This is a genomic window from Pseudoxanthomonas sp. z9 (assembly GCF_006542425.1).
In the GTDB taxonomy this organism is placed as follows: domain Bacteria; phylum Pseudomonadota; class Gammaproteobacteria; order Xanthomonadales; family Xanthomonadaceae; genus Pseudoxanthomonas_A.
On the sequence record NZ_VFID01000010.1, the window covers coordinates 1 to 19098 of the forward strand.

General features: G+C 68.4%; 14 protein-coding genes. 6 read left to right on the forward strand and 8 right to left on the reverse strand.

Annotated elements, in window-relative coordinates:
* Positions 1–226 precede the first annotated feature (226 nt).
* The 7 genes from FG323_RS19705 to FG323_RS11560 form a co-directional block, all read right to left on the reverse strand.
* Positions 227–367, reverse strand: a complete 141-nt coding sequence (locus FG323_RS19705) for a hypothetical protein (RefSeq protein WP_181444191.1) — start codon at positions 365–367, stop codon at positions 227–229.
* A 141-nt stretch (positions 368–508) separates the two neighbouring features.
* Positions 509–2431 carry a M61 family metallopeptidase gene (locus tag FG323_RS11535; RefSeq protein ID WP_141454810.1) on the reverse strand — a complete coding sequence of 641 codons (1923 nt, stop codon included), beginning with the start codon at positions 2429–2431 and terminating at the stop codon, positions 509–511.
* Between the two features lie 84 nt (positions 2432–2515).
* Positions 2516–3916 carry a serine hydrolase domain-containing protein gene (locus FG323_RS11540; protein WP_181444194.1) on the reverse strand — a complete coding sequence of 467 codons (1401 nt, stop codon included), beginning with the start codon at positions 3914–3916 and terminating at the stop codon, positions 2516–2518.
* A 92-nt stretch (positions 3917–4008) separates the two neighbouring features.
* Positions 4009–4602: a DUF938 domain-containing protein gene (locus tag FG323_RS11545; RefSeq protein ID WP_141454831.1), complete on the reverse strand. Its 594-nt coding sequence runs from the start codon at positions 4600–4602 to the stop codon at positions 4009–4011.
* 19 nt (positions 4603–4621) lie between these two features.
* Positions 4622–5461: an NYN domain-containing protein gene (locus tag FG323_RS11550; protein WP_141454832.1), complete on the reverse strand. Its 840-nt coding sequence runs from the start codon at positions 5459–5461 to the stop codon at positions 4622–4624.
* 716 nt (positions 5462–6177) lie between these two features.
* Positions 6178–8274, reverse strand: coding sequence for a M13 family metallopeptidase (locus FG323_RS11555; RefSeq protein WP_141454833.1), 2097 nt, complete (start codon positions 8272–8274; stop codon positions 6178–6180).
* Between the two features lie 108 nt (positions 8275–8382).
* Positions 8383–8862, reverse strand: a complete 480-nt coding sequence (locus tag FG323_RS11560) for a winged helix-turn-helix transcriptional regulator (RefSeq protein WP_141454834.1) — start codon at positions 8860–8862, stop codon at positions 8383–8385.
* Between the two features lie 157 nt (positions 8863–9019).
* On the opposite strand from FG323_RS11560, the gene FG323_RS11565 reads away from it, so the two are divergent.
* The 3 genes from FG323_RS11565 to FG323_RS11575 all read left to right on the forward strand — a co-directional run bounded on the left by FG323_RS11565 (position 9020) and on the right by FG323_RS11575 (position 12032).
* Complete coding sequence (locus FG323_RS11565; protein ID WP_141454835.1) at positions 9020–10327, forward strand: D-amino acid dehydrogenase; 1308 nt, start codon at positions 9020–9022, stop codon at positions 10325–10327.
* Positions 10306–11379 carry an alanine racemase gene (gene alr / locus FG323_RS11570; RefSeq protein WP_141454836.1) on the forward strand — a complete coding sequence of 358 codons (1074 nt, stop codon included), beginning with the start codon at positions 10306–10308 and terminating at the stop codon, positions 11377–11379. Before FG323_RS11565 ends, alr begins: the two co-directional genes overlap by 22 nt.
* A gap of 332 nt (positions 11380–11711) precedes the next feature.
* On the forward strand, positions 11712–12032 hold the full coding sequence (locus FG323_RS11575; RefSeq protein ID WP_141454837.1) for an I78 family peptidase inhibitor: 321 nt from the start codon (positions 11712–11714) through the stop codon (positions 12030–12032).
* Here the strand turns inward: FG323_RS11575 and FG323_RS11580 are convergent, their stop codons facing one another.
* Positions 12033–13142 carry a DNA topoisomerase IB gene (locus tag FG323_RS11580; RefSeq protein ID WP_141454838.1) on the reverse strand — a complete coding sequence of 370 codons (1110 nt, stop codon included), beginning with the start codon at positions 13140–13142 and terminating at the stop codon, positions 12033–12035.
* A gap of 89 nt (positions 13143–13231) precedes the next feature.
* On the opposite strand from FG323_RS11580, the gene FG323_RS11585 reads away from it, so the two are divergent.
* The 3 genes from FG323_RS11585 to gltB all read left to right on the forward strand — a co-directional run bounded on the left by FG323_RS11585 (position 13232) and on the right by gltB (position 18937).
* Entirely contained in the window at positions 13232–13609 is a 378-nt protein-coding gene (locus FG323_RS11585; protein ID WP_141454839.1) for an I78 family peptidase inhibitor, read from the forward strand.
* Between the two features lie 355 nt (positions 13610–13964).
* Positions 13965–14285 (forward strand): I78 family peptidase inhibitor, encoded by a 321-nt coding sequence (locus FG323_RS11590; RefSeq protein WP_181444195.1) that lies wholly within the window; start codon positions 13965–13967, stop codon positions 14283–14285.
* 194 nt (positions 14286–14479) lie between these two features.
* Entirely contained in the window at positions 14480–18937 is a 4458-nt protein-coding gene (gltB, locus tag FG323_RS11595) for a glutamate synthase large subunit (RefSeq protein ID WP_141454841.1), read from the forward strand.
* Positions 18938–19098 lie beyond the last annotated feature (161 nt).

The following is a 19098-nucleotide window of genomic DNA, read 5'->3' on the forward strand; positions in this document are numbered from 1 at the left end:
GGTGCGGGTAGCGCAGACCGTCGCGGTAGTCGATGCGGACGCTGCGGTACTGCTCGCCCTGGCGCACCAGCGGGAACCATGGCATGCACGCCACACGCCACGCCGGGTATCACCTGCCGCTACCTGCCGCGGGTTCTTGTAGGAGCGACGTCAGTCGCGACCGTAGAATCGCCTCGCCGGCAAGCGCATGGTCGCGACTGACGTCGCTCCTACAGGAAAGCGGGTATCAACGCGGCGCCAGGATCTTCGACAGCCGGTCCTCGGCGCCGGGGATGCGCTGCAGGTGCGGGTAGCGCAGACCGTCGCGGTAGTCGATGCGGACGCTGCGGTACTGCTCGCCCTGGCGCACCAGCGGGAACCATGGCATGCACGCCACACGCCACGCCGGGTATCACCTGCCGCTACCTGCCGCGGGTTCTTGTAGGAGCGACGTCAGTCGCGACCGTAGAATCGCCTCGCCGGCAAGCGCATGGTCGCGACTGACGTCGCTCCTACAGGAAAGCGGGTATCAACGCGGCGCCAGGATCTTCGACAGCCGGTCCTCGGCGCCGGGGATGCGCTGCAAGTGTGGATAACGCAGGCCGTCGCGGTAATCGATGCGGACGCTGCGGTACTGCTCGCCCTGGCGCACCAGCAGTTCGATGGGCCGCGGCGATGCCTTGGCGGCGACGATGGCGCGCTTGAGGCGCTCGCCGGTGTAGGCCAGCCCGTCCACCGCGATCACCGTCATGTCCTTCGCAAGTCCGGCGGTAAAGGCGGGCGAGTTCCAGATCGCCTCCTGGATTACACCGTCGGAGCCGACCTTCAAACCGATCGAGAAGCGAAAGTCGTCGTTGCCACCGGCGCCCTCCGCATCGGTGATGGCCGGGTTTGCTTCGCCGGTGTAGGCCAGCCGCCAGCCAGCGCGCTCCAGCCCGTCGAGCGGCGAGGCCGCGCCCTGCCCATCCAGGCGCTCGCGCAGGAAGCCGCGCCAGTCGCCGGGCTGCACTTCGTCGAGTACCCGCACCACGTCGTCGAAGCCGTACAGCGAAATCGGCGCGTCGGCGCTGGCGCCGGCGTGGAAGCGGCGGGCGAAGTCGTCCAGGCTGCGACGGCCGCGCGACTGTTCGCGCAGGCGCGCGTCCACCGCCAGCCACAGCAGCGAGCCTTCCGAATAGAAGTCGTAGCCGCGCTGCCAGCTGGACCAGGCCTGCGGCGCATCGTTGTAGTCGACGATGCCCTGGTGCACGGTGTCCTGCAGATCGCGCCAGTCGCGGCCCGGCTGGGTGGCCGCGGTCGCCAGCGTGTTCGCCAGCACCGCGCGCGCCTGTTCGGGTGTCCACAGGCCGGCGCGCGCGGCCAGCACCACCGCCCAGTACTGGGTCTGTCCCTCGTAGACCCACAGCAACGAGTTGTCGATGGCGCTGTTGTAGTGCGGCGCCCACGTGGTCTCCGGGCGGCGGAACTTGCCGCTCCAGGCGTGCACGTATTCGTGCGGCAGCAGGTCGTTGTCGATGAAGGCCGCATCGCCGCGCAGGTAGTCGGCGTAGGTGCCGTTCTCGCTGGACTGGCGATGCTCCAGGCCGATGCCGCTGAAGCTGTCCGACAGCGCCAGCAGGAAGTCGTAATGCGCGAACGGACGCGGACCGAACACCCGGTCGGCCTGGGTCACCAGCGCGCGGTGTGCCTGCAGCATCGCCGGCGAGGCGTCCAGTTGCGCGCTGGTGTCGGCCATCGCGTTGAGGCGGACCGGCGTGGCGCCGGTATCCAGGTCGAAGCGGCGGAAGTGCTGGCCGGCGTAGACCGGCGAATCGATCAGGGTCAGCAGATCGGTGGGCGCGTAGCGCTGTGCGGCACCATCCCGTCCTTCCACCGCCAGCGCGGTCGCCGACTCCCAGCCCGCCGGCAGGCGCAGGGTCGGGGCGACGCGGATGCGGCGCGCGTCATGGCCCGCCGGATACAACAGTACGCGATGCCATTGCAGCGACAGCATCTGCGGGGTCATCGCGACCCGGCCCTGCGCGGAAGAGGTCGGCGACAGGTACTGGAATGCGATCTCGATCTCCGTCACCCCCGCCGGTACGTCGAGATGGAAGGCATACATGTCGCCGGGATCGCGGCGCCAAGCGATGCGCTGGCCGTTGCCGGTGATGACCAGCCCGGCGATCTGGTTGATCGGTCCGGTCGGCGCGTGGTTGCCGGGAATCCATTTCGGATACCACAGGGTCAGCGGTCCCGCTGCGACCGGGATGCGCTCGCGCACCCGCTGGATGCGCCGGTCGATGTCACTGGCGTCGACGTCGAGTCGCAGCGTGCCGGGATAGTCCTGCGTGGAGAGCGGCGCCGAAGCGGGTGCCGTTGCCGGCGTCGGGGCCGAAGCCGGCTGCGCGGCAAGCGGACTGGCCAGGAAAAGACCAAACGAACACCACAACCCCAATGGCAACCTGGACATTCCGCGCGCATCCCCCGCTTTGTATTGTCGCCATCCTAGCCGCTCGTCGCGACGGCGGCGACGTGGACGCGCGGCGCGTCGCCCTCACGGCGTCAACGGGTCGCCGCCGCGCGGAATGCGCTCGCCGTCGCCATCGCCCATGCGGAAGTAGCGCATCGCCGTCGCGCGGCCGGACGCGTCGCGCTCGATCCGGAACCGGGTGAGCCGGTGTGCATAGACGAAATCATCCGGACCGAGCGGCACCACCGCATGCCGGCGCTCGCCTTCCTGCAACACCGGCTTGCCATCGACCAGATGCAAGTTGAACGCCCGTTCCGGGCCAGCGCGATACGTGCCCAGCGCGGATTGCAGGCGGGCCGGATCCACCGCCACCGCAATCGGCTCCGGAAACGGCTCGCCCAGGGTGAACGCGGCCAGCCGCCGCGAAATGTCGCCCGGCTCCTCGCCCTCGGCCGGGCTATCGGTGTTCTGCAGGACGGCGACGGTGATGTCGCTGCCCGGCAGGTACAGCAGGCGGGTGGCGAAGCCATGGATGCCGCCGCCGTGTTCCAGCATCGGCTGCCCGCGCAGCGCCAGCGACTGGATGCCGAAGCCGTAGCCGGCGTCGATCGCCTTGCCCACCGGCGTGACCATCTGCCGGTAGGTCGCGTCCTTGAGCACCTTGCCTTCGTGCAGCGCGCGGTTCCAGCGCAGCAGATCGTCCACCGTGGTCACCAGCGCGCCGGCCGCATGCGGCTGGGTCATGCTCAGGTAACCGGCCTTGGCCGGATGTCCCGGCTCGCCGGTGTAGCCCTGGACCATACCGGCGATCACGCCCGCGCTTTCCAGCCCGTAACCGGTATGGCGCATGCCCAGCGGTTCGAACAGTGCCTGCTTCAGGTAGGCATGCCACGGCTGGCCGCTCGCCTTCTCGATGACCGCGCCGACCAGCACGTAGCCGGAGTTGTTGTAGGCATAACCCTGGCCGGGCGCGAAGTCCGGCTTCAGGTCCTTGAACGTCTCGATCATCTGCGCGGTGGTACGGTCCTGCATGATCGGGCCTTCCATCACGCCCGGAATGCCGGTGTAGCTCTTGATGCCGGAGGTGTGGTTGAGCAGCATGCGTACGCTGACGTTTCCACCGCCGGGATAGTCCGGCAGGAATTTCGACAGCGGATCATCCAGCGACAGCTTGCCCTGCTCGACCAGGGTCAGCAGGCCGGCCGCGGCCATCTGCTTGGTGATCGAGCCCATCCGGAACACCTGATCGGCATTCAGCGGCACGTCCAGTTCGATGCTGGCGCGACCGCGCGCGCCGCGATACAGCACCTCGTCGCCACGGGCCACCAGGATCGCCGCGCCCGGGCCGTCCACGGGATAGGCTTTTTCCATCAGCTGGCGCGCATAGCGCTCCACCTCGGCCTTGCTGGCGGGTTCGGCGGCGCCCGCCGCACCGGCGAACAGCAGCGACACCGCACAGGCGAACGGCAACAGCGAACGGCGCATGGCATGACCTCGGCAGGGATCGATGGCGCATTCTGGCCGGCGCGGCCGGCGCCGTACCATCACGCGGAAGTCACCATGACCTCTGGCCCGATTCAGGCCTTGCGCCAGACCAGGCAGCGGTTGTTGGCCGGCATGGCGACATCGTCGATCAGCAGGAAGCCGTGCGCGTTCGCCAACGCATCGACCGCCTCGAAATCGCGGATGCCCGATGCCGGATCACGCGCCTTCAGCCAGGCATCGAACTCGCGGTTGCTCTCGCTGGTGTAGCGGCCTTCGTAGTTGAACGGACCGTAGACGATCAGCGAGGCGCGCGGCCCCAGCACACCGCCCAGCCCGGCGAAGAACGCCTGCACCGAAGTCCAGCCCATGATGTGCAGGGTGTTGGCGCTGAAGGCCGCGTCGAAACGCTGCGCCGGCCATTCGCCGTCCACGTCCAGTTCCAGCGGCGGCGGCGTATTCGGCAGATCCGTGTCGTCCAGCCATTGGCGGATGCCGGGCAGGTTGTCGGCGACATCCGAACACTGCCAGGTCAGGCGCGGCAGCTTCATCGCGAAATACACCGCGTGCTGGCCGGTGCCGCTGCCGATTTCCAGCACCCGGCGGACTTCGGCGAAGTGATGGCGCAGCACCGCCAGGATTGGATCGCGGTTGCGATCGCAGGAAGGCGCATGGGGTTTGTCTTCCATCATCGCGCCGCTCCCGGGGTCAGTCGCGCCAGCGGACGTAGAAACGCCGGCTGGCGCCACCATCCCCGCCGCGCTCTTCCACTTCGAAGTGGCGGGGATGGTGCTTCAGCAGGTCGCTGAGTTTCTTCTGCCCGTACAGGCGTGGATCGAAATCCGGGCGAATCTTGATCAGGTAACTGCCGACCGTGCCCAGGAAGGCCCAGCCCTGATCGTCGGAGGCTTCCTCGATGGCCTGGCGGAGCAGCCGCAGCGGCAGCGCTTCGCCACGCGCCGGTTCCGGCGGCGGCGCGGCGGTCGGTTCGGCCTGGGTCGGTCCGCTCTTCGGCGTGGCCGCCTTCTTGGTTGCCTTCTTCGCCGGTTTGGCCGGCGGCGGCGACGCGGCCGGCGTCTCGCTGCGCAGCACCTCGGTGTAGACGAACTTGTCGCAAGCCTGGACGAAGGCGTCCGGCGTCTTGCGCTCGCCGAAGCCGTACACCATCAGGCCTTCCTCGCGCAGGCGCTGGGCCAGGCGGGTGAAATCGCTGTCGCTGGAGACCAGGCAGAAGCCATCGAAGCGCTGGGTGTAGAGCAGATCCATCGCATCGATGATCAACGAGCTGTCGGTGGCGTTCTTGCCGCTGGTGTAGGCGAACTGCTGCACCGGCGCGATCGAGTGCTTCAGCAGCGCCTGCTTCCACTGGGTCATGCGGGTACTGGTGAAGTCGCCGTAAATGCGCTTGACGCTGGCCACGCCGTATTTGGCGATCTCGCCCAGCAGTCCTTCGATGACGGCGGGCTGGGCGTTGTCGGCATCGATCAGCACCGCCAGTCGGCGCTGTTCATCATCGGGTTCGGGGCGGGCGACCGTTCGGTTCTTCATGGCGCTCCTGCGGCGCTTCGCATGCCCGGTGGACTATGCCTGCACCGGCACGCCATCGCAATCGGACCCGGCGCGCGGCGAAAGGACGCCATGAAAAAAGGGCGGATGTCGCCATCCGCCCCTTCTCTCCGCTCTTTCGACGTGCAAAACAAATGCAGCGATTCGGCTGTGGCCCCTTCCCCCGCTGGCGGGGCAAGACCGGGATGGGGGCGCTTCCAGCCATCGCGATCTGATCGGCGGTAGCGATGTGCAGGCTTGGCGACTGTGTAGGGCGTTCTTTTCCGGCGGGCCCCCACCCCAACCCTCCCCCGCACGCGGGGGAGGGGGCGGTTCACGCTTGCCTGGATTTTCAGTGAGGCGATGTTGCGTGCGCGCCGGATGATCAGCGCTGACTTGATTTGCTTCCAGGCGCGGCTACTCGCCCGTCCTGGACAGGACGATGTCGCCATCTGTCCTTCTCTCTACGCTCTCGATCGCAGAACACTTGCACCAACTCCGCTGTGGCCCCTTCCCCCCGCTGGCGGGGGAAGGCTGGGATGGGGGCACTTCCAGCAATCGCTGTCTGATCGACGATGGCGGTGTATGGGCTTGACGGCTGATGCCAGGGCGCGGTTTTTTTCCGGCTGGCCCCCTCCCCAACCCTCCCCCGCTAGCGGGGGAGGGAGCGGTTTGCGCTTGCGGGATTTCCAGCGAGACGACGCGGTGTGGGCGCCGGCTTACCAGATCTTGACTCGATCCTTCGCTTCCAGGTGCAGCTTCTCGCCCGGCTTGGACGGGAACGCGGCATACCAGGCATCGACGTTGCGCACGGTCTGGGCGCGGTAGCGGCCCGGCGCGTGGCCGTCGCCGATTACCTGCGCGCGCAGCGCCGCGTCGCGGGTCTTGGTGCGCCACGCCTGCGCGTAGGCGATGAAGAAGCGCTGGTCGCCGGTCAGGCCGTCGATCACGGGTGCTTCCTTGCCGCCCAGCGATTTCCTGTAGGCGGTGTAGGCGATGGCCAGGCCGGACACATCGGCGATGTTCTCGCCCAGGGTCTGCTCGCCGTTGATGTGCAGGCCCGGCATCGGCTCGTAGGCGTTGTACTGGGCTATCAGGCGATCACCGGCGGTCTTGAAGTGCGCCGCATCCTCCGGCGTCCACCAGTTGCGCAGGCGGCCCTGGTCGTCGAACTCGGCGCCGGTGTTGTCGAAACCATGGCTGATCTCGTGGCCGATCACCGCGCCAATGGCACCGTAGTTGGCGGCCGGATCAGCCTTGGGATCAAAGAACGGCGCTTCCAGGATCGCGGCCGGGAAGTTCATCGCGTTCTGCAGCGGCAGCTGCACGGCGTTGACCGTCTGCGGCGTCATCCACCACTCGGCGCGATCGGCCGGCTTGCCCAGCTTGGCGGTCTGGTGGCGATACTCGAATTCCTCGGCGCGGCGCGCGTTGCCCAGCGGATCGTCGGCCTTCACTTCCAGCGAGGCGTAGTCGCGCCAGGTTTCCGGATAGCCCACGCCCACCCGCATCGTCGCGGCCTTGGCCTTGGCCTTTTCCTTGGTCGCCGGGGTCATCCACTCCAGCTTGTCCACGCCTTCGCGGAACGCGGCCAGGATGTTGTTGACCATCTCCTCGACCTGCGCCTTCGACGAGGCCGGGAAATACTGCTTCACGTAGATCTGGCCGATGGCGTCGCCGAGCGCACCGTTGGTGGCGCCGATCGCGCGCTTCCAGCGATCCCGCTGCTTGGGCGTGCCCTGCAGGGTCTTGCCGTGGAACTCGAAGCTGGCGTCGGCATAGGCCTTGGGCAGCAGGCCGGCGCTGTGATCGATGGCGTGGAAGCGCAGGTAGTCCTTCCAGGTCTGCAGCGGCTGGCTGGCGACCAGCGCCGACAGTTTCTTGATCGCGTCGGGCTGCCAGGCGATCAGCACCTTCTGCCCGGTCAGGCCGGCACCCTCGAAGAAGGCCGCCCAGTCGATGCCCGGCGCCTTGCTCGCGAACGCCGCGGTCTCCCACGGATTGTTCGCCTTGTGCACGTCCTGGCTGTCGACGATGTTGGCGTGGGCCTGGGCGATCTTCATTTCCAGATCGAAGATGGCCTTGGCCTTGGCGGCCGCGTCGGCGTCGCTCGCGCCGGCCAGCTTCAACTGGTGGCCGATGTAGGCCTGGTACTTGTCGCGGTTGGCGGCCATGTCCTTGTCGGCGGCCAGGTAGTACTCGCGATCCGGCATGCCCAGGCCGCCCTGCATCAGGTAGCCCACGTTCTGCGACGGATCTTCCAGGCCCTGGGCGACGAACAGGCCGAACAGGTTGTCGGTGGCGAAGTTGGTCGCGTTGAGCGGATCGGTATCAGCGCGCACGGTGCCGCCGATGTAGCGCGACAGATCGGCTGGCGTGGCGATCGCGTCGATCTCGTCCAGCCACGGCTGCAGCGGCGCCAGGCCACGCTGCTCGATGCCGGCCTCGTCCATGAAGGCGGCGTAGTAGTCGGCGATCTTGCGCTCGGGCGTGCCGGCGGCCGGGTTGGCCTTGGCCAGGCCCTGGACCAGATCGGCGTTGCGTTTCTCGGCTTTCTGGAAGACCTCCAGGAACACGCCGGTGCTGGAACGGTCGTCCGGGATCTGCGCGTTCTTGCGCCAGCCGCCGTTGGCGTATTCGTCGAAGTCGTCGCCCGGCGCGACCGCCTTGTCCAGGCCGGCCAGATCGATGCCGATGACCGGCGCGGCGGCGGGTGCCTCGGCCTTGGGCGCCTCGGCGGCCGGCTCGGGAGTGCGGTTGCAGGCGCTGGCGCCGCACAGCGCGGCGGTCAGCAGGATCCAGCGGTGGGCGTGCATGGCGGACCTCGGAACGGAACAAAGGCGGCCACGATACTCCCGTCCGCCGCGCGGGCGACATGTGCCCAACGTCATCCCGGACCGTTCAGCCCGGCACCGCGCCCCGACTCAGTCGGGCACCGGCAGGCTGAGGGTTTCCTTGACCTCTTCCATCACGATGTAGCTCTTGGACTCGCGCACGTGCGGCAGGGTCAGCAGGGTGCTGCCGAGCAGCTTGCGGTAGGACGCCATCTCCGAGATGCGCGCCTTGATCAGGTAGTCGAAATCGCCGGAGACCAGATGGCATTCCAGCACGTTGGGCAGGCGCAGGGCGGCACGGCGGAACTCCTCGAAGATGTCACCGGACTTGTAGGCCAGGCTGATCTCCACGAACACCAGCAGGTTGGCCTTGAGGTACTGCGGATCCAGCCGGGCGTAGTAGCCGGTGATCACCCCGTCGCGCTCCAGCCGACGGACCCGCTCGGTGCAGGGCGTGGTCGACAGGCCGACCCGCTCGCCCAGTTCGGTGAAGGAGATCCGCCCCTCCTCCTGCAGCACCCGCAGGATGTTGCGGTCGATCTTGTCCAGTTCGCGGCGGCGCTGGGTCATGGGAGCTCCAAGGAAACCGGGCTTTTCGGTGGAATTCCCCAATGTTGCCACCAAATACGGAAAATAACCCTATACATCCGTCCCTATACTCGCCGAACTCCGGAAACCCGGCCTCCAGGCCAGGGAAATGTCCGGAATCACTGGCGGGAGCATCGGCATGCGGGTTCTGGTTCTGGGCAGCGGCGTCATCGGCATCAGCAGCGCGTGGTATCTGGCGCGCGCGGGTTTCGAGGTGACCGTCATCGATCGGCAGGCCGGCCCGGCCGGCGAAACCAGTTTCGCCAACGCCGGCCAGATCTCGCCGGGCTACGCGTCGCCATGGGCCGCGCCGGGCGTGCCGCTCAAGGCGCTCAAATGGCTGTTCTCCAGGCATGCGCCGCTGGCGATCCGCCCGGGCCTGGACCCCAACCAGTACCTGTGGCTCGCGCAGATGCTGCGCAACTGCACCCAGGAGCGCTACGCCATCAACAAGGCGCGCATGGTGCGCCTGTCCGAATACAGCCGCGACTGCCTGGACGAGCTGCGTGCGGAAACCGGCATCGACTACGAAGGCCGCCAGCTCGGCACCACCCAGCTGTTCCGCACCCAGGCCCAGCTCGATGGCGCGGCCAAGGACATCGCGGTGCTGGACGAATACGGCGTGCCCTACGAACTGCTGGGTCGCGACGGCATCGCCCGGGTCGAACCGGCGCTGGCGAGCGTGTCCGACAAGCTGGTCGGCGCGCTGCGCCTGCCGAACGACCAGACCGGCGACTGCCACCTGTTCACCCAGCGGCTGGCGGCGATGGCCGCGGCGGCCGGCGTGGAGTTCCGCTACGGCCAGACCATCGAGGCGCTGGAAACCGAAGGCGGCCGCATCCGCGGCGTGCGCATCGACGGCAAGCGGGAAACCGCCGACCGCTACGTGCTGGCGCTCGGCAGCTATTCGCCGCGACTGCTGGCGCCGCTGGGCATCCGCCTGCCGGTGTATCCGCTTAAGGGCTATTCGCTGACCTTGCCGATCGTCGACGCGGCGATGGCGCCGACGTCGACCATCCTCGACGAGACCTACAAGATCGCGATCACCCGCTTCGACGATCGCATCCGCGTCGGCGGCATGGCCGAGGTGGCCGGCTTCGATCTGTCGCTGTCGCCGAAGCGCCGCGCGACCCTGGAAATGGTGGTCGGCGATCTGTATCCGCGCGGCGGCGATCTGTCCCGCGCCAGCTTCTGGACCGGCCTGCGCCCGGCCACGCCGGACGGCACCCCGGTGGTCGGCGCGACCCAATACTCGAACCTGTTCCTCAACACGGGACATGGCACACTGGGCTGGACCATGGCGTGCGGCTCGGGCCGTTACCTGGCCGACCTGATGGCCTCGCGCATGCCGCAAATCAGCGGCGAAGGCCTCGACATTTCCCGCTACGGCGCGCGCCGCGGCGGCCACGACCCCCAGCCTGAACCATGCGCCCAGCCCGCGCGCTGATCGACCTGCAGTCGCTGCGCCACAACTACCGCATCGCCCGCGAACTCGCCGGCGGCCGTTCCCTCGCCGTGGTCAAGGCCGATGCCTACGGGCACGGCGCGGTCCGTTGCGCGCAGGCGCTGGAGGCCGAAGCCGCTGACGGTTTCGCGGTCGCCTGCCTGGAAGAGGCGCTGGCCCTGCGCGGCGCCGGCATCCGCTCGCCGATCCTGTTGCTGGAAGGTTTCTTCGAGGCCGACGAACTGCCGGTGATCGCCGCGCATGATCTGTGGTGCGTGATCCACGCGGAATGGCAGATCGCCGCGCTGGAACAGGCATCGCTGGAACGGCCGCTGCGGATCTGGCTGAAACTGGATTCGGGCATGCACCGGGTCGGCCTGGCGCCGCAGGACTATCGCGCCGCCTGGCAGCGGCTGACCGCGCTGCCGCAAGTGGCCTCGGTGGTGGCGATGACCCATTTCGCCCGCGCCGACGAACTGGACAGCGAGCGCACCGCGCAGCAGCTGGACGCCTTCACCGCCACCCTGGGCGATCTGCCCGGCGAACGCAGCCTGTCCAACTCGCCCGGCCTGCTCGGCTGGCCGGCGGCCGGCAGCGACTGGGGCCGTGCCGGCCTGATGCTGTACGGCGCCAATCCCTTCCCGTCTTCCCACCCGCAGGCCGGCCGCCTGCGCCCGGTGATGACCGCAGAATCGAAGATCATCAGCGTGCGCGAACTCGCCGCCGGCGAACCGATCGGCTATGGCGGCAGCTTCGTCACCGAGCGCCCGACCCGGGTCGGTGTGGTCGCCTTCGGCTACGCCGAGGGTTATCCGCACTTCGCCCCCACCGGCACCCCGGTCGCCATCGACGGCCAACGCAGCCGGCTGATCGGCCGCGTCTCGATGGACATGCTCACCGTCGATCTGACCGATGTGCCGCAGGCGGGCCTGGGCAGCCGGGTCGAACTGTGGGGTGCACAGGTGCCGGTCACCGAACTGGCCCGCCACGCCAACGGCAGCGCCTACTCGCTGCTGTGCGGACTGAAGCGCGCACCGCGGATCTATCGCGACTGACCCGCCTCCCCCTTCGAAGAAGGGGGACCGAGGGGGATTTGCTTCTGCTCCAAGCGCAGGCGCTTTTCAACAGCCGAATGGCTGGTCAATCCCCCGTCGCCCGCTACGCGGCCGCCAGCCCCCTTTTTCAAAGGGGGCTACCCCTTCGGAAAGACCCCGCTTTTCCTCCCCCTTTGCAGCGCTTCACAACAGCCGAATGGCTGGTCAAAAGGGGGACCGAGGGGGATTTGCCCTTCGCTTTAAAGCCCCCCAACCCGCGACCGCCCACCCGGAAATATCGGACGCATTCGGCATACCATGCGCGCCATCCACCCGCCGATAAGGAAGCCGCCATGTCCCTACGTTCCCTGCTGGGTTCCGCCGCCATCACCGCCGCGCTGGCCCTGGCCGCATGCAGTTCGACATCGCCCTCGACCGATAGCGGCGCCGCCACGCCCGCACCCGGCTCGGGCAAGTGCAACGCCGACGCCGTGCAATGGGCCGTCGGCCAGGAAGGCAACCAGGCCAACATGGGCCGCGTCTGGCGCGAGAGCGGCGCGGGCCTGATGCGTCCCATCGGTCCGAACCAGGCGGTGACCATGGACTACCGCGAGGATCGGGTGAACGTGCATCTGGACAAGGACAACAAGATCACCAAGATCGCCTGCGGCTGATCATTTCCCCTTCGTCGCTTTCCGCTTTCCCCCGCCCGACGCCGCACGCGCGGCGTCGCGGTGGGCCCGGCCGAGAAAACGCAGCGCGGCGCTTTCCCATTGCCGCGGCCCGCGGGCATCTCCCGCGCAGCGCGCCAACCGGCCGTCGCACCAGCCCTCGAACACGCACGGGTCGATATACGCCTTGCGGCACACCGCCACCGTGTTGCCCAGCATGCCGGCCACCGCCTCGGTGACCGTCTGCCGCACCCGCGCCAGCGCGCGCTCACCGCCGCGCGCCGGCAACGGAGTCGCCGCCAATTGCTGGAACGCGGCCAGGGTCCCGCCCCAGGTGCGGAAATCCTTGGCGGTGAACGCCTCGCCCATCGCCTCGCGCAGGTAGTCGTTGACCGCGCCCGAATCCACCGGATGCAACTCGCCGTCGTCGTCGCGGTACTGGAACAGCAATTGCCCGGGCAACTGCCGACAACCGCGCACCAGGCGGACCAGCCGTCGATCGTCGACCGCGATGTCGTGCATCTGCCCGCCCTTGCCGGCGAAGCGAAGCCGCACCCTGCCCCCACTCGCGAACTCGAAATGGCGGTTGCGCAGGGTGGTCAGGCCGAACGAACCGTTGTCGCGCACATAGCCGGCGTTGCCGACCCGCACCAGGGTCGCGCCCATCAACGCCACCACGATCGCCAGCACCTTCTCGCGCGGATGGCCCGGCCGCGCCAGATCCGCGCGAACCCGGCGACGCAGGCGCGGCAATGCACGGCCGAAGGCCACAATCCGGGTGAACTTGCCGTTGCCACGCACCTCGCTCCATTGCGGGTGGTAGCGGTACTGCTTGCGCCGGCGCGCATCGCGTCCGGTGGCCTGCAGATGGCCGCGTGCGTGCGGGCAGATCCACACTTCGGTATAGGCCGGCGGGATCGCCAGCGCGCGGATGCGTTCGAGCGTCGCGGCATCGCGGACACGCGCGCCGGACGGATCCAGATAGACGAAGCCCTTGCCGGCGCGGCGGCGGCGGATTCCCGGTACGGCGTCGCTGACATGAATCAGGCCGGCCTCGCGCGCCTGCGCGGCCGCGGCGGCGAGAGCGTTCAAGACTTCGCGAGATTCGGGCATGTCCGATCCTGACAACGGGTCCGGTTAACGACATGCGAATGTAGGCTGGGCGATGCTTGGCCCATCATTCGTTTGCCACTGGAGCCTGCATGTCCCGTTACGCGCTTCCCGCCCTGTTGCTTTCCCTGACGCTCGCCGCCTGTTCGGCGCCGGCGCCCGACGAACAGACGGCCGCCACGGAACAGTCGCAGGCCGCCGCCGCCGCCGCCGCGCAACCGCCCGAACCCGGCAGCGACCCCACCGGCACCGCACCCGCCCCCGGCGGCAGCTGCGACGACACCCAGGCGCAGTGGATCATCGGCAAGGCCGCCACACCCGCCGACACCGAACAGGCCGGCAAGGACGCGAAGGCCAGCGCCGTGCGCACGCTCAAGCCGGGCGAGGCTGCCACGATGGAATTCAATCCCAGCCGTTTGAACATCGACCTGGACGACAAGGGTGTGGTGACGGCGGTTCGTTGCGGCTGATCGGGCTTCGATACCCGGAAAAAAGCGCCCCCATCCCAGCCTTCCCCCGCGAGCGGGGGAAGGGGCGGATCCCGCGCGAGGATGGGCGATCCGGATTGGCGCGCTTCCCGTTCGAGGCCGGAGAGGCCCTACCCAGGCACGGCTTCTTCTCTCATCGTTTGCGGCCCACCATCTGCGGGAAAAGAATCGGAACACGGACACGGCCCCCTCCCCCGCCTGCGGGGGAGGGCTGGGGTGGGGGCAAAACGTGCACCCATGACTTCCCCGCGCGATCACGCGCATGCGGAAACACTTAAGATCTCGCCATCCGCACAGACACCGACCGGCGTCGGCACGCACCGGGAAGGGATCCCGCATGGCCAGCAAGCTCCGCATCCCCGCATGGCTGTTCGCCGCCGCGCTCGCCGGCTGCGGTTCCACGCCTCCGCCGAAATCAGCGCCACCCGCGGCCGCCGCGCTCAAGCCATTGCCGCCACGCTGTGATCCTTCCGCCGCGCAAGGCGTCATCGGCCTGCCGATCGACGCCGGCGTGATCGAGAAGGCGCGCGCGGCCGCCGGCGCCGACATGGCGCGCGCCGTGCGTGCGGATCAGGTTGGCGTGCAGGACTTCCGCGCTGGCCGGCTCAACCTGTATCTCGACGCGCAGCGACGCGTCGCGCGCGTCGGCTGCGGGTGAACAGGCGCACGTGCCGCACGCAGCAGACCAAAGAAAATCCACTTAAAAAGTTGCTTCTGCAACTATCGTCGTACTCGTCGGAACGCTGTTGCGGCACCGCAACATCTGTGCTTTAGTCGGGGCTCCGGTGACATTTCGAAGTGCCGCTGCGTGGGCAGGGCACGGTGTCGCCGTCAGCAAGGTTTGAGGCAGAGATGGCCCCTCGCAGTCGCCACGGGCTCTACGACCCGAACGACGAACGCGACGCATGCGGTTTCGGCATGATCGCGCAGTTGGATGACCAGCCTTCGCGTGCGCTGGTCGACACCGCCATTGCCGCGCTTTCGCGGATGACCCATCGCGGCGGCGTCGCCGCCGACGGGCTTACCGGCGACGGCTGCGGCCTGCTGATCCGCAAACCCGATGCGTTCCTGCGCGCCCTGGCCGAAGAGGCCGGCATCACCATCGGCGCGCGCTTCGCCGCCGGCCTGGTGTTCCTGCCGCATGACGACGCGCAGGCGGATCGATGTCGCGCCACCCTGGAAGCCGAGCTGCGCCGCGCCGGCGCCGCGCCGCGCGGCTGGCGCGTGCCTCCGACCGACGACAGCGTCTGCGGCGTGCTGGCCAAGGAAACCCTGCCGCGCATCGAACAGATCTTCGTCGACGCCGGCGACCACCAGGACGACGATGCCTTCGGCCTGGCCCTGTTCCTCGCCCGCCGCCGCGGCGAACAGCAACTGCGCAAGGACATCGCCGACTTCTACGTGGTCACCCTGTCCCCGCACGCCATCGGCTACAAGGGCATGGTGCTGCCGGACAAACTGCCGGTGTTCTACCCGGACCTGCAACGCAGTGATCTGACCAGCAGCGCGGTGGTGTTCCACCAGCGCTTCTCCACCAACACCCTGCCACGCTGGCCGCTGGCGCATCCGTTCCGACTGCTGGCGCACAACGGCGAAATCAATACCATCGAAGGCAACCGTCGCTGGGCGCAGGCGCGCAGCAAGGTGTGGAAGACGCCGCGCTTCGACATCGCCGAATTCGATCCGGTCATTTCCATGCACGGCTCCGATTCGCAGAGCCTGGACAACATGCTGGAGCTGCTGATCGCCGGCGGCATGGATCTGCTGCAGGCGCTGCGCATCCTGGTGCCGCCGGCGACCCAGTCGCTGGAATTCAAGGACGCCGACCTGGCCGCGTTCTACGAGTTCTACGGCCTCAACACCGAGCCGTGGGACGGCCCCGCCGGCATCGTCGCCTGCGACGGCCGCTACGCCGCCTGCATGCTGGATCGCAACGGCCTGCGCCCGGCGCGCTGGATGCTGACCAGCGATCGCCATTTCCTGGTCGCCTCCGAAGCCGGCGTGTGGGAAGTCCCCGCCGAGCGCGTCACCCGCAAGGGCAAGCTCGGCCCCGGCGAAATGATGGCCATCGATCTGAAGCGCGGCGATCTGCTCGACAGCGAGGCGGTGGATCGCATCAACCGCGGTCGCGCGCCATACAAGCAATGGCTGCACCATGGCGTCACCTACCTGCAGACCGAACTGATCGATCCGTCGCTCACCGACGCGCCGTTCGACGAGAAGACCCTGCGCGGCTTCCACAAGCTGTTCCAGCTGACCAGCGAGGAAGTGGAGCAGGTGCTGCGCCCGCTCGCCGAGACCGAGCAGGAAGCGACCGGCTCGATGGGCGACGACACCCCGATGGCGGTGCTGAGCCGGCAGACCCGGCCGCTGTACGACTATTTCCGCCAGGGCTTCGCCCAGGTCACCAACCCGCCCATTGATCCCTTGCGCGAAGACTGCGTGATGTCGCTGGCGACCCAGCTCGGCAAGGAGACCAACATCTTCCACGCCGGCCCGGAGACGGTCAGCCACGTCATCCTCAATTCGCCGGTGCTCAGCCAGCGCAAGCTGCGCCAGTTGCTGAAGATGGATCCGTACGACCAGAAGCACCGCTACATCGACTTGTCCTACAGCGTCGAGGAAGGCCTGAAGGCGGCGATCGAGCGCATCTGCGCCGAAGTCGAACAGGCCGCGCGCGAAGGCATGGTCATGGTGGTGCTGAGCGATCGCCGGCCACAGCAGGGCCGGCCGATGGTGCATGCGCTGATGGCGACCGGTGCGGTCCACCACCACCTGTGCCGCGAAGGCCTGCGCTGCGACGTCAACCTGATCATCGAGACCGGCACCGCGCGCGACGCCCACCACATCGCCTGCCTGATCGGTTACGGCGCCACCGCGGTGTATCCGTACCTGGCCTACCAGACCCTGTTCGACCTGGGCCGGCGCGGCATCCTGCAACTGAAGAAGGGCGGCGAGCAGGCCCAGATCGGCCGCAGCTACCGCAAGGGCATCTACAAGGGCCTGTCCAAGATCATCTCCAAGATGGGCATCTGCACCATCAGCAGCTACCGCGGCGCGCAGCTGTTCGAGATCGTCGGGCTGGATCCGGACGTGGTCGAGCTGTGCTTCGCCGACACGCCCGCGCGCATCGGCGGCGTCGGCTTCGAGCGCCTGGACACCGAAGCGCGCGAACTGGAAGCCCGCGGCTGGAACGACCGCGCGCAGCCGGAAATCGGCGGCCTGCTCAAGTACGTCCACGGCGGCGAGTACCACATGTACAACCCGGACGTGGTGACGACGCTGCAACGCGCCACCCGCACCGGCGAGGCCGCCGACTGGCAGCAGTACGCCGACGCGGTGAACTCGCGTCCGCCGTCGGCGCTGCGCGACCTGCTGCGGCTCAAGCCCGCCGCCATCCCGACGCCGCTGTCGGAAGTCGCCGAAGCCGGCGATCTGCTGCGTCGTTTCGACACGGCCGCGATCAGCCTGGGCGCGCTGTCGCCGGAAGCGCACGAAGCGCTGGCGATCGCGATGAACCGCCTGGGCGGACGCAGCAACTCCGGCGAGGGCGGCGAGGACCCGGCGCGCTACGGCACCGAGAAGCGCAGCAAGATCAAGCAGGTCGCCTCCGGCCGTTTCGGCGTCACCCCCGAGTACCTGGTCAATGCCGAGGTGCTGCAGATCAAGGTCGCCCAGGGCGCCAAGCCCGGCGAAGGCGGCCAGTTGCCCGGCCACAAGGTCAACGAACTGATCGCCCGCCTGCGCTACGCGCGCCCGGGCATCGGCCTGATCTCGCCGCCGCCGCACCACGACATCTACTCCATCGAGGATCTGGCCCAGCTGATCTACGACCTCAAGCAGGTCAATCCGCAGGCGCTGGTGTCGGTGAAGCTGGTCTCGCACGCGGGCGTCGGCACGATCGCCGCCGGCGTGGTCAAGGCCGGCGCGGATCTCATCACCATCTCCGGCCACGACGGCGGCACCGGCGCCAGCCCGATCAGTTCGATCCGCTATGCCGGCGTGCCGTGGGAACTGGGCGTGGCCGAGGCGCACCAGGCGCTGGTCACCAACCAGCTGCGCGAGCGCACCGTGCTGCAGACCGATGGCGGCCTGAAGACCGGCCTGGACGTGGTCAAGGCGGCGTTGTTGGGCGCTGACAGCTTCGGTTTCGGCACCGGCCCGATGATCGTGCTGGGCTGCAAGTACCTGCGCATCTGCCACCTCAACAACTGCGCCACCGGCGTGGCCACCCAGGACGAACGCCTGCGCTCGCAGTACTTCACCGGCCTGCCGGAACGGGTGGAGAACTTCTTCCGGCTGCTCAGCGAGGAAGTGCGCCAGTGGCTGTCCTACCTGGGCGCGCGTTCGCTGGACGAGATCGTCGGCCGCACGGATCTGCTGGAACAGATCGACGCCTCGCCGCGCGCCGGCGTGCGCATCGATCTGGCCCGCCTGCTGCAGGGCGCGCAGACCGGCAGCGAAAGCTGCGCGGCCCAGCGCCTGTACGAATCGCCCGACAGCCTGGCCACCCAGCTCGACGGCTTGCTGGCCGAACCAATCCGGCGCAAGGCCGGCGGCGAGCACCGCTTCCTGATCCACAACACCGACCGTTCGATCGGCACCCGCCTGTCCGGCGCGATCGCCCGCATGCACGGCAACCAGGGCATGGCCGACGCGCCGCTCAACCTGCGCTTCCGCGGCACCGCCGGGCAGAGCTTCGGCGCGTTCAACGCCGGTGGCCTGCAGATGGAACTGGAAGGCGAGGCCAACGACTACGTCGGCAAGGGCATGGCCGGCGGCCGGCTGGTGGTGCGTCCGCCGCGCGGCGCGCGCTTCGAGGCCCGCAACACGCCCATCATCGGCAACACCTGCCTGTACGGCGCCACCGGCGGCGAACTGTTCGCCGCGGGCCGCGCCGGCGAGCGCTTCGCGGTGCGCAACTCCGGCGCGCTGGCGGTCATCGAGGGCGCCGGTGATCACTGCTGCGAATACATGACCGACGGCATCGTGATGGTGCTGGGCCGGGTGGGCCTGAACTTCGGCGCCGGCTTCACCGGCGGCCTGGCCTACGTGCTGGATCTGGATCGCGATTTCGTCGATCGCTACAACCACGAGCTGATCGACATCCACCGGATCTCGCCGGAAGGCTTCGAGAGCCACCGCCAGCACCTGCACAAGCTGATCCAGCGCCATCGCGAACTCACCGGCAGCATCTGGGCGCAGCAGATCCTGGACGAGTTCCGCGACTACGTCGGCAAGTTCTGGTTGGTGAAGCCGAAAGCGGCCAGCCTGGAGTCGTTGACCGATTCGCTGCGCAGGGCGGCCTGATGCATCGCGAGCCTGCCCCCATCCCAACCTTCCCCCGCACGCGGGGGAAGGGGCGGTGCATGCACACGGCACCTTCCTCCACTTTCGGAAGAATTCGGCCGCGCATGGATACAGCTCCCTCCCCCGCACACGGGGAAAAGGGGCGGTGCATGAGTACGGCA